General features: G+C 60.3%; 11 protein-coding genes. 4 read left to right on the top strand and 7 right to left on the bottom strand.

Features of this window, described 5'->3' with window-relative positions; translation table 11 throughout:
• Positions 1-417, top strand: a 417-nt coding sequence (locus tag WA943_RS05800) for a response regulator transcription factor (RefSeq protein WP_424468903.1), incomplete at its 5' end; no start/stop codon positions are given.
• Positions 418-429: 12 nt separating this feature from the next.
• On the top strand, positions 430-813 hold the full coding sequence (locus tag WA943_RS05795; RefSeq protein ID WP_424468902.1) for a nuclear transport factor 2 family protein: 384 nt from the start codon (positions 430-432) through the stop codon (positions 811-813).
• Between the two features lie 3 nt (positions 814-816).
• Here WA943_RS05795 and WA943_RS05790 read toward each other — a convergent pair whose 3' ends face one another.
• Positions 817-1,269 (bottom strand): acyl-CoA thioesterase, encoded by a 453-nt coding sequence (locus WA943_RS05790; RefSeq protein WP_424468901.1) that lies wholly within the window; start codon positions 1,267-1,269, stop codon positions 817-819.
• 65 nt (positions 1,270-1,334) lie between these two features.
• Here WA943_RS05790 and WA943_RS05785 point away from each other — a divergent pair, with 65 nt between their 5' ends.
• Both WA943_RS05785 and WA943_RS05780 read left to right on the top strand, forming a co-directional pair.
• A complete protein-coding gene (locus WA943_RS05785; RefSeq protein ID WP_424468900.1) occupies positions 1,335-1,844 on the top strand; it encodes a Crp/Fnr family transcriptional regulator in 510 nt (169 codons plus the stop codon).
• Positions 1,844-2,326, top strand: a complete 483-nt coding sequence (locus tag WA943_RS05780; RefSeq protein ID WP_424468899.1) for a PaaI family thioesterase — start codon at positions 1,844-1,846, stop codon at positions 2,324-2,326. Before WA943_RS05785 ends, WA943_RS05780 begins: the two co-directional genes overlap by 1 nt.
• Here the strand turns inward: WA943_RS05780 and WA943_RS05775 are convergent.
• The 6 genes from WA943_RS05775 to WA943_RS05750 all read right to left on the bottom strand — a co-directional run bounded on the left by WA943_RS05775 (position 2,323) and on the right by WA943_RS05750 (position 8,982).
• Positions 2,323-2,946: a TetR/AcrR family transcriptional regulator gene (locus tag WA943_RS05775; RefSeq protein WP_424468898.1), complete on the bottom strand. Its 624-nt coding sequence runs from the start codon at positions 2,944-2,946 to the stop codon at positions 2,323-2,325. The two genes, WA943_RS05780 and WA943_RS05775, sit on opposite strands and share 4 nt — an antisense overlap.
• A 244-nt stretch (positions 2,947-3,190) precedes the next feature.
• Complete coding sequence (xth, locus tag WA943_RS05770) at positions 3,191-4,006, bottom strand: exodeoxyribonuclease III (RefSeq protein WP_424468897.1); 816 nt, start codon at positions 4,004-4,006, stop codon at positions 3,191-3,193.
• A 27-nt stretch (positions 4,007-4,033) separates the two neighbouring features.
• Positions 4,034-4,669 carry a hypothetical protein gene (locus tag WA943_RS05765; RefSeq protein ID WP_424468896.1) on the bottom strand — a complete coding sequence of 212 codons (636 nt, stop codon included), beginning with the start codon at positions 4,667-4,669 and terminating at the stop codon, positions 4,034-4,036.
• Positions 4,670-5,050: 381 nt separating this feature from the next.
• On the bottom strand, positions 5,051-6,445 hold the full coding sequence (locus WA943_RS05760; RefSeq protein ID WP_424468895.1) for an aspartate aminotransferase family protein: 1,395 nt from the start codon (positions 6,443-6,445) through the stop codon (positions 5,051-5,053).
• A 314-nt stretch (positions 6,446-6,759) separates the two neighbouring features.
• Complete coding sequence (locus tag WA943_RS05755) at positions 6,760-8,130, bottom strand: glutamine synthetase family protein (RefSeq protein WP_424468894.1); 1,371 nt, start codon at positions 8,128-8,130, stop codon at positions 6,760-6,762.
• Between the two features lie 18 nt (positions 8,131-8,148).
• Positions 8,149-8,982 (bottom strand): gamma-glutamyl-gamma-aminobutyrate hydrolase family protein, encoded by an 834-nt coding sequence (locus WA943_RS05750; RefSeq protein WP_424468893.1) that lies wholly within the window; start codon positions 8,980-8,982, stop codon positions 8,149-8,151.
• Positions 8,983-9,032: the final 50 nt, after the last annotated feature.

Raw genomic sequence — 9,032 nt, 5'->3', positions numbered from 1 at the left:
GACACGATCCTCGGGCTCGATGCAGGCGCAAACGATTATGTAACCAAGCCTTTTCGTTTCGGCGTTTTGCTGGCGCGCATTCGTGCCCAGTTGCGCAGCCATGAGCAGAGCGAGGATGCGGTCTTTGCCATCGGCCCTTACACGTTCCGCCCCGGTGCGAAAATTCTTGTCGATGCGCAGGAGAAGAAAGTGCGTCTGACGGAAAAGGAAACGAATATTCTGAAGTTCCTTTTTCGTGCCGGGCCCAAGGTCGTCAATCGCGAAGTCCTGCTTGCCGAAGTGTGGGGCTACAATTCCGGCGTGACGACGCATACGCTGGAAACGCATATTTATCGCTTGCGGCAAAAGATCGAAAAGGATCCCTCGAATGCGGAGATCCTTGTTACCGAAGCCGGAGGATACCGGCTCGTACCATAAGGGGAGGGAGACATGTCGGACACGGAGAGCGGCGTAATCGCGCTTGCGGAGTGTTTTGTCAGCGCGATCGAGCGCGGCGATATCGAGGCGGTGAAAGGTTGCTATGCGGAAGATGCGCGCATCTGGCACAACTTCGACAATGTCGACCAGACGGTCGCGGAAAACCTGAAAGTTCTCGGCTGGATGTCGCGCGTATTGTCGGATCGCAAATATAATATTCTGCGCCGCGTCACCATTCCGGGCGGCTATCTTCAGCAACATGTTCTGTCTGGCAAGCTGAAAAGCGGTGCGCCTTTTTCGATGCCCGCCTGCCTTGTCGTGCTGGTGAAGGACGGACGGATTTCGCGGCTTGAGGAATATCTCGATCCCGCGCAAGCCGCCGCGCTGCAATCGTAACGATCAGTTGTCGCCGGGAACGTCTGCGGTGAGCTTGTAGGTGTCGATGAATTCGGCGGGCATGCGCGTTGCCTTGCCGGATTCGATATTGATGCAGACGAAATCGGTCAAGCCTCTGAGCAGGGTGACGCCTGTGTTTGCGTTGACCATCTGGAAGCGGCGGCGCAAACGCAGACGCGCGTCATTGCCAGTGATCCATGTGGCGCAGAGCACGCGGTCTCCCTCATGCGAGGCGGCGAAATATTCAAGCTCGTGGCGGCGCACCACCATGCCGCGATTGAGGCGCGCATAGGCGGCAAAGTCGAGGCCGAGCACCTTTGAATGTTCCCAGGCGGTTTTCGCCATCCAGGTCAGATAGACGACATTGTTCGTGTGCTGAAAATCGTCAATGTGGTTTGCCTCCACGGCGACTTCATGGATGAAGGGGGCGGGGTGATCCCAGACAATCGTCGGCATAGGCAAACTCCCTTTGGTCCCGCTTTTCTTAGCGGTTGGGCTGGCGCGGGGCAATGGCGCGGGGGATGCAGCTTCGCTATGATTTGCCCATGAGCCTGAAGTCCATCATCTCGCTTTTGCAGCGCCACGACCTCTTTGCGGAGCTTGCGCCTGCACGTCTGGAGGTGCTCGCCTTTACCGGGGAGCGGCTCGACGTCGCGGCGGGCGATACGCTCTTCGAGGCAGGTGAGGAGGCTTTCGACGCCTATCTGATCCTTGAGGGGCAATGCGTCATGCAGGCGGACCCGGCGGTAGCGGGGCGGGCAGGGGAGGCGCGGGCGCTCAGAGTTGACAAGGGCGACCTCATCGGCGAAACCGCCCTCTTCCATCAGGGGGTCCGGCGGTCCACGGTTCGGGCGTCGAGCCGGGTCGAGGCGCTTGTCATCAGCCGCTATCTGTTTCAGCGGTTGATGGAGGAGTTTCCGGAAATGGCGGGCGCGGTTGCCCGGGCGCTGAGCGCGAGGCTTGCGACGACGAGCGGCGAGATGGCCGATCTGGCGGGCAGGCTCGGGCGGCAGAAAAACGAGAGCGAGTAATGAGCGTGACGGATAGTGCGACGACAAACTGGCCGCCGAATATTCAGGCCGTCTTCAAGCGGATGGCGCCTGCGAGCCGCTATCTCGGTCTTGAAATCATCTCGGCCGATGCCGAAGCGCGGACCGTTGAAGTTGCCTTCAATGCGGGGCCGGAGCTTTGCAACATGTGGGGCGGCATTCAGGGCGGCATGGTTGCGGCGATGCTCGACGATGTGATGAGCCTTGCCGTCGGTCTCGATCTTGAGTGGGGCCAGATCAGCCCGACACTGGAATTGAAAGTGTCGATGCTGGCGCCGGCGCGGCCCGGACGCATCACGGCGCGTGGCCGCGTCATCAAGCGGGGCAAGTCGGTCGGATTTATCGAGGGCGAACTTCTCGATGCCGAGGGCGCATTGCTGGCGACCGCCAGTTCGACGGCAACCTTCGTGACGCTGAAGCGCAAGGAAAAGACCGATACGGTCGAAACCGAAGCCGCGCGCTAGGCGTAGGCATGCGCGGCGAAATAGCTGCGCGCATTCGTTGTCAGATGCGTTTCGAACAGCGCGAAGTGATGGCGGATGCCGGCGTTCAGCGTCATGCGGTCGAGCTTCACGACGTGGCGCGTCTCGCGCAGGAAGCTCGGCCAATAGCGAATGACCATCCAGACGTTGTCGGCAAGCGGCGCAAGATCGTCATCGGGCATGGAGAGATGTTTCGCCTCGATCATGTGGCGGAACATTTTCTGCAGCATCGCGGTGGTGTGTTCATAGACGCGATGCACCTTGCCTTCCAGCTCGGGTGAGGTGCGGCCGAATTCCGCCTGGTCGCGATAGAGGAACTGGTATTGCCAGACTTCCTCGAAAACCTTCCGATTGAAAAGCGCGTAGGCGTCGAGAACGGTTTCGGGCGTCGACTTGATGGCGAGCCGCGAGTCGATGTCGCGGATCAGCGCGTATTGATGCGCCTTCACCAAATCCTTCTTGGTACGGAAATGATACCAGAGGTTGCCCTCCGAGATGCCGACCTCTTCGGAGATGCGCGCGGTCGTCACGGTGTCGTAGCCGTTCTCGTTAAAGAGACGGAGGCTGGCGACGAGAATGCGGTCCTTGGTCTTGGACGCCATTAGGGCTTTTGCTCTCTCTGCTTTGGCTCTGGCTGGTGTGCACGCCAAGTTTACCCCGCGTAAACGGGAGTTTTGCCGGTGATATTGGGCTCTTGCCGTTCTAGGGTCAATACCCTAGAGTTGGGTGGCTACCCTAATATTGAGAAGCTGTGGACGGCAGGTCCGAACCGCAGACGCGATCTTGGAGGAAGCCCCAAAGGAGCGGGTGTATCTCAAGGCGCTGTCCCCTAAGCCGCCCCCCGGCTTAAAGCGCCAGAGACGCGATCACGGGAACGTGGTCGGACGCCCGCTCCCATCCCCTCGCTTCTTTGAGAACCTTCATCGCCGTCGGCGCATCCTTCAGCGCGGGCGTCACCCAGATATGGTCGAGGCGACGGCCCCTGTCGGCGGCCTCCCAATCCTTGGCGCGATAGCTCCACCACGAATAAAGCTTTTCGCTCGGCGGTACGAAGCGGCGCATCACGTCGACCCAGTCATGCGAGGCGATCAGCTCGTTCATCAGATCGACTTCGATCGGCGTGTGGCTGACGATTTTCAGAAGCTGCTTGTGCGACCAGACGTCGTGCTCGAGCGGCGCGATGTTCAGATCGCCGACCAGCACCATGCGTGCGTCGTTCTTCTTCTTGTGGTCGCCGTACCATTGCGTCATCTCGCGAAGGAAGGCGAGCTTGTGGGCGAATTTTTCGTTCAGGACCGGGTCAGGCTCGTCGCCACCCGCGGGCACATAGAAATTATGGACCGTCATTCCGCCCTTTACGTCGAGATCGACGGAGACGTGACGCGCATCGCCCTTTTCGCAGAAGCCGCGCATGTCGACCTTCTTGAAGGGAATGCGGCTTGCGATGGCGACGCCGTGATAGCCCTTCTGGCCATTGATCGCGACATGCTCATAGCCCGCCTTGTGGAAGTCCTTCAGGGGAAAGGCGTCGTTGACGCATTTGATTTCCTGAAGGCAAAGCACGTCCGGGCTTTCGGCGGTCAGGAGTTTCTCGACCAGACCCATCCGTAAACGGACGGAATTGATGTTCCAGGTCGCGATCTTGATCGTCTCTTTGGGCATGGTGCTTCTTTGTCCGTCGCTCGAATGTCAGAAGAGGTTGAAGGTAAGGCCCGCAATGCCGATCGGCCAGCGGCCGCGCGCAAAGAGCGCAAACTTGCGGTGGAAAGGATGGTCGGCTTCCGCCTCGGTGATGAGCGCGAGCGTTGCGCCATGGGCGGCCTGGATCGCGGCGCCCGCGGCGGCATTCAACAATGCGTCGTCCTCGATCTCGGCGAAGGCGGCCGCGTCGCGCACGGCGGCACCGACGCGCTCGCCCAGAATGGCCGAAACATGCGTCAGCGCGATGGTCAGCCCATGTTCGGAAAGACGGTCGAGCGCTTCGGAAGCGAGGCCCGCGCGCAGCGACTCTTCGGCCTCCCATTGCGCGGTATCGAAATCGAGGCCGCTTGCAGCGTCGAGCGCATCGGCCCATTCGGTGACGCGGGCGACATCGACATCGGGAAAGCCGAGGCCGTCGAGATAGGAGCGCGACAGGGCGCGAATCTCGCGGTCGAGCGGGCGGCCGACATTGCCGAACCACGGCACGAGGGCCGCTTCCTCGGCAAAGGCGCGCACGCCGCGCAGAAGCGGGATTTCCTCTTCCAGCGCGTCGAGGTCGTCGTCGCTCAGAGTGATGTGATCGGGTTCGTCGTCATCTTCGTCATGCATGGGACGCTTATACACGCGTGGCGCTTGGGATGCCCGACATGCGCACAAAAAATTGCGCCCCGCCGGGGGGAGACGGGGCGCAACCGCGCGTCTTCTGCGCTTGGCGCCAGGAGGGGAATTTCCAGCGCCTCGGGGCTAGAGCACCTGCTGGACGAGCGGGGGGCAGGTCGTCCGGCGGGCTGTACGCGCTCTGCCCACATGACAGCTAGATAGGTTCAGAGCCGCGCGGGTTCAATGGCGAGAAATCATCATCTTTCGATGAATTCCAGTTCGCAAACACAGGGTAAAATCGCCTTGTTTGCCAATGGCTTGCGAGGCGAGTGAAAAAATCACCTGTGTGAGCCAGATTGTCGCATGCTCATTTATGGGCAGACGAGCCGCGAAATGAAGGCGGCTTCACTGTTTGCCGAGGTCCCTGGCGATCAAATCGATGCAGCGGCGGGCGAGGCCGAAAAGCTCGTCGATCTCGCTTTCGGAGATCACGAGAGGCGGGCTCAGGACCATGGTGTCGCCGATGGCGCGCATGACGAGGCCATTGGCAAAGCAATGGAGGCGGCAGCGATAGCCGACTTCCAGCGCCGGATCGAAACGCTCGCGCGTCTTCTTGTCCTTCACGAGCTCGATGGCGCCCAGCATGCCGACGCTGCGCGTTTCGCCGACGAGGGGATGATCTGATAGCTCGGCGAGTTTTTTCTGGAAGTAGGCGCCGGTTGCGCCGCCCGCCTTTTCGACGAGATGCTCTTTCTGCATCACCTCAAGATTGGCGAGCGCCACGGCGCAGGCGACAGGATGGCCCGAATAGGTGAAGCCGTGCGACCATTCCTCGTCGGAATTGAAAAGCACATCGCCGATGCGCGTGCCAAGGCCGACAGCGGCAATCGGCTGGTAGCCCGATGAGAGGCCCTTGGCCATGTTGATCATGTCCGGCTCGATGCCGTAGGTGTCGGAGCCGAACCATTTTCCCGTGCGCCCGAAGCCGCAGATGACTTCGTCGATATGGAGCAGCACGTCGTATTTCTTGCAGATGCGATTGATCTCGGCCCAATAGGTCGAGGGCGGAATGATGAGGCCGCCCGCGCCCTGCACGGGCTCCGCAACGAAGGCCGCAATATTCTCAGCGCCGAGTTCGAGGATCTTTTCTTCAAGCGCGCGCGCTGTCTTCAGGCCAAAATCTTCCGGCGTCATGTCGCCGCCGTCTCCATACCAATAGGGACAGGCGATATGGACGAAGCCCGGCAGCGGCAAATCCGCTTGCGGGTGCATTGCCGAAATTCCCGACAGCGAGGCCGAAGCGAGCGTTACGCCGTGATAGCCCTTGTTGCGGGAGATGATGATTTTTTTCTTCGGCTGCTTCTTCAGGTTCCAGTAGTAGCGGATGATCTTGACCGCACTGTCGTTGCCTTCCGAACCTGAGTTTGCGAAGAAGAAACGGTCGATACCTTTCGGCGTCACTTCGGAAAGCTTCTGCGAAAGCTCGGCGGCGTAGGGATGAGTCGTCTGGAAGAAGCTGTTGTAGAAGGGCAGTTCCTTCAGCGCCTTGTATCCAGCTTCCGCCAATTCCTCGCGGCCATAGCCGACCTGCACACACCAGAGGCCCGCCATGCCGTCGATCAGGCGGTTGCCTTCGGAGTCCCAGATGTAAACGCCCTTCGCCCTGGTGATGACGCGCGCGCCATGCTTGGCCAGTTCGTGATGGGTGGTGAAGGGGTGGAGGTGATGGGCGGCGTCCATCTCCTGCCAGCGTTTGGTCTGATTGGATTTTGCGATTGTCGAATTGTCGCTCTGGGACATGGGTTCGCTCCGTTTTCCGAAAGAGTGAAGGCGGCGGAAATTGCGCGGAGGCATATGGCCTCGCGCCGGCGCGGTTATGGATTGTAGCCGATGCGCGCGCAGAGGATCAGAAGCTCGTGCTTCTGAAGCAGACTGGTCTGGAGGTCATGGGTGCGCATGGCGACAGGCTACAGCAAGGGGTGACGTTGCGCGAGTCTCACACCTGCCTCCCGCATCGTCATGCCCCGGCCTGACCGGGGCATCCATCTTTTTCCTTCGCCTCGGGAAAGATGGATCGCCCGATCAAGTCGGGCGATGACGGGTAGGATGGGGCGTCAAACGTTGAGCAGAAGGTGCTCGCGTTCCCAGGCGGAGATCACCTGCTGATAGGCTTCGTGCTCGGTGTATTTCACGTCCATGTAAACGGTCACGAAATCATGGCCGAGGACTTCCTTGAGGTCGGAGGAAGACCGCAGATGGTCGAGCGCGTCGAGAAGGTGGCGGGGCAGGGCGTAGCGCTTCGACTCGTAGGCATTGCCCTTCATTTCCTTGGTCGGGACGAGGCCGTTGGTCATGCCGATATAGCCGCAGGCGAGTGAAGCGGCGATGGCAAGATAGGGGTTCGCGTCAGCGCCCGGCACGCGGTTTTCAACGCGGCGCGCGGCGCGTTTGGCTTCGGGAATGCGCAAGCCCACGGTGCGGTTCTCGTGGCCCCAATGCGTATTGATGGGGGCCGCGAGGTCCCGGACGATACGGCGGTAGGAATTGACGTTGGGCGCGATCAGCGCCATTGCGGCAGGCAAATATTTTTGCAGGCCGGCGATATAGGAGAGGAAGAGTTTCGTGTCGCGGCCCTGCTTCGTCGAGAAGAGGTTGTCGCCTGAATCCACATCGACCAGCGATTGGTGAATGTGCATGGCGCTGCCCGGTTCGCCTTGATAAGGCTTGGCCATGAAGGTCGCGTAGATGCCGTGTTTCAGGGCGGCCTGACGCATGGTGCGCTTGAAGAGGAACGCCTGATCGGCGATTTCGAGCGGATCGCCGTGATCGAAATTGATCTCGACCTGCGCGGCGCCGGATTCGTGGATCAGCGTGTCGATGTCGAGATCCTGCGCTTCGCAGAAATCATACATGTCCTCGAAGATCGGATCGAACTCGTTGACCGCATCGATGCCGTAAGACTGGCGCGCATTTTCGCGACGGCCATTGGTGCCGATGGGCGGCTCCAGCGGATAGTCGGGGTCGATGTTTTTCGCCGCGAGGAAAAATTCGATTTCGGGCGCGACGACGGGCTGCCAGCCCTTGGCCTCGTATAGTGCCAGAACTTTTTTCAGGACGTTGCGCGGCGCGATAGGCACATGCGTGCCGTCACGATAATTGGCATCGCAAATGATCTGCGCGGTCGGCTCGCTATACCAGGGCACGATGCGCACGGTTGCTGGATCAGGGTCAAGGATGATGTCGGGTTCGGTGTCGGAGAGCGCGTTGCTGTCGATGAAATCGCCGGTCACGGTCTGGCCGAAAATCGATTCCGGCAGGCGCAGCGTGCGCTCTGTGAGGCCGGTGATGAATTTCTTCGTTGGCAGGATTTTGCCGCGTGCGATGCCGGCCATGTCGGAGACCATCACCTCAACTTCGGTGATGCGCCTGTCTTTCAACCACTTTATCAGATCGTCTCTATTCTTGACCGCTGCGTTGCCGGTCATGGGACACCATTCTCTCTGCTAATGCGACGCGGCTGATGCCGTCTCTCGGACTGCGTCGCCAAACGTCCGGAAAAGTTTTTGTGAGACCGGGTTTTCCCAGTACTTCCACTCGGGATGCCACTGCACACCGATAGCGAGGTTTTGCGCGCCTTCGATGCTGGCGGCCTCGATCGTGCCGTCCGGCGCGCGCCCTTCGATGCGAAGGCGCTGCGCGGGTCGCGCAATGCCCTGGCCGTGCAGCGAATTGACGCGGATCGTCCGCTCACCAATTATTTTCTCGAAAACGCCGCCTGCCGTGAGTTCTATATCATGGGCGGGCGCATATTGCTTCTCGAGCGGGTCGTCCTTGTTTTCGCGATGGTCGAAACGCGGCGCATAGCCCGGCTCGCCGGGCACTTCCTGCCAATGCTGATGCAATGTGCCGCCGAATGCGACGTTCAACTCCTGAAAGCCGCGGCAGACGCAGAACAGAGGAACGGCGCGTTCAACGCAGGCGCGTATGAGATCAAGCGTCAGTGCGTCGCGCTGCTCATCGAGGAGCACGCCTTCGCGCGGCGGCGTTCCTTCATAATGTTTCGGGTGAACATTCGAATGCGAGCCGGTCAGGAAAATACCGTCGCATAGCGCGAAAATTTCATCGAGCTCAGTGGTGACGTTGAAGCTGCCGGCCTCGCTGGTAAAGCGCGGCACGGGCAACAGGATCGGCTTTACGTTCGATCCGCCTTCAACTGCAGCGATATATTTTTCACCGACTGCGTGAAAGGGGTGCGGCCCCAGCAACTTCACGTCGCAAGGCACACCGACGACCGGACGTCTCTGAAACTTTCGGCTCATGCCCATCAGAGGTAGCACGTCCCCCCCCGTCATGGTCAAGCCATGGGGCCGGCCTTGCGCGTTAAGCC

Source organism: Parvibaculum sp. (assembly GCF_049651025.1).
GTDB lineage: Bacteria > Pseudomonadota > Alphaproteobacteria > Parvibaculales > Parvibaculaceae > Parvibaculum.
This window is presented reverse-complemented; position numbering and strand designations above follow the sequence as displayed.

What these genes read in the sequence shown, in the direction of transcription:
- WA943_RS05785 (WP_424468900.1), top strand. Translation starts at nt 1,335, where the DNA reads ATGCAGCTTCGCTATGATTTGCCCATGAGCCTGAAGTCCATCATCTCG.
- WA943_RS05795 (WP_424468902.1), top strand. Translation starts at nt 430, where the DNA reads ATGTCGGACACGGAGAGCGGCGTAATCGCGCTTGCGGAGTGTTTTGTC.
- WA943_RS05790 (WP_424468901.1), bottom strand. Translation starts at nt 1,269, where the DNA reads ATGCCGACGATTGTCTGGGATCACCCCGCCCCCTTCATCCATGAAGTC.
- WA943_RS05780 (WP_424468899.1), top strand. Translation starts at nt 1,844, where the DNA reads ATGAGCGTGACGGATAGTGCGACGACAAACTGGCCGCCGAATATTCAG.
- WA943_RS05760 (WP_424468895.1), bottom strand. Translation starts at nt 6,445, where the DNA reads ATGTCCCAGAGCGACAATTCGACAATCGCAAAATCCAATCAGACCAAA.
- WA943_RS05775 (WP_424468898.1), bottom strand. Translation starts at nt 2,946, where the DNA reads ATGGCGTCCAAGACCAAGGACCGCATTCTCGTCGCCAGCCTCCGTCTC.
- WA943_RS05755 (WP_424468894.1), bottom strand. Translation starts at nt 8,130, where the DNA reads ATGACCGGCAACGCAGCGGTCAAGAATAGAGACGATCTGATAAAGTGG.
- xth (WP_424468897.1), bottom strand. Translation starts at nt 4,006, where the DNA reads ATGCCCAAAGAGACGATCAAGATCGCGACCTGGAACATCAATTCCGTC.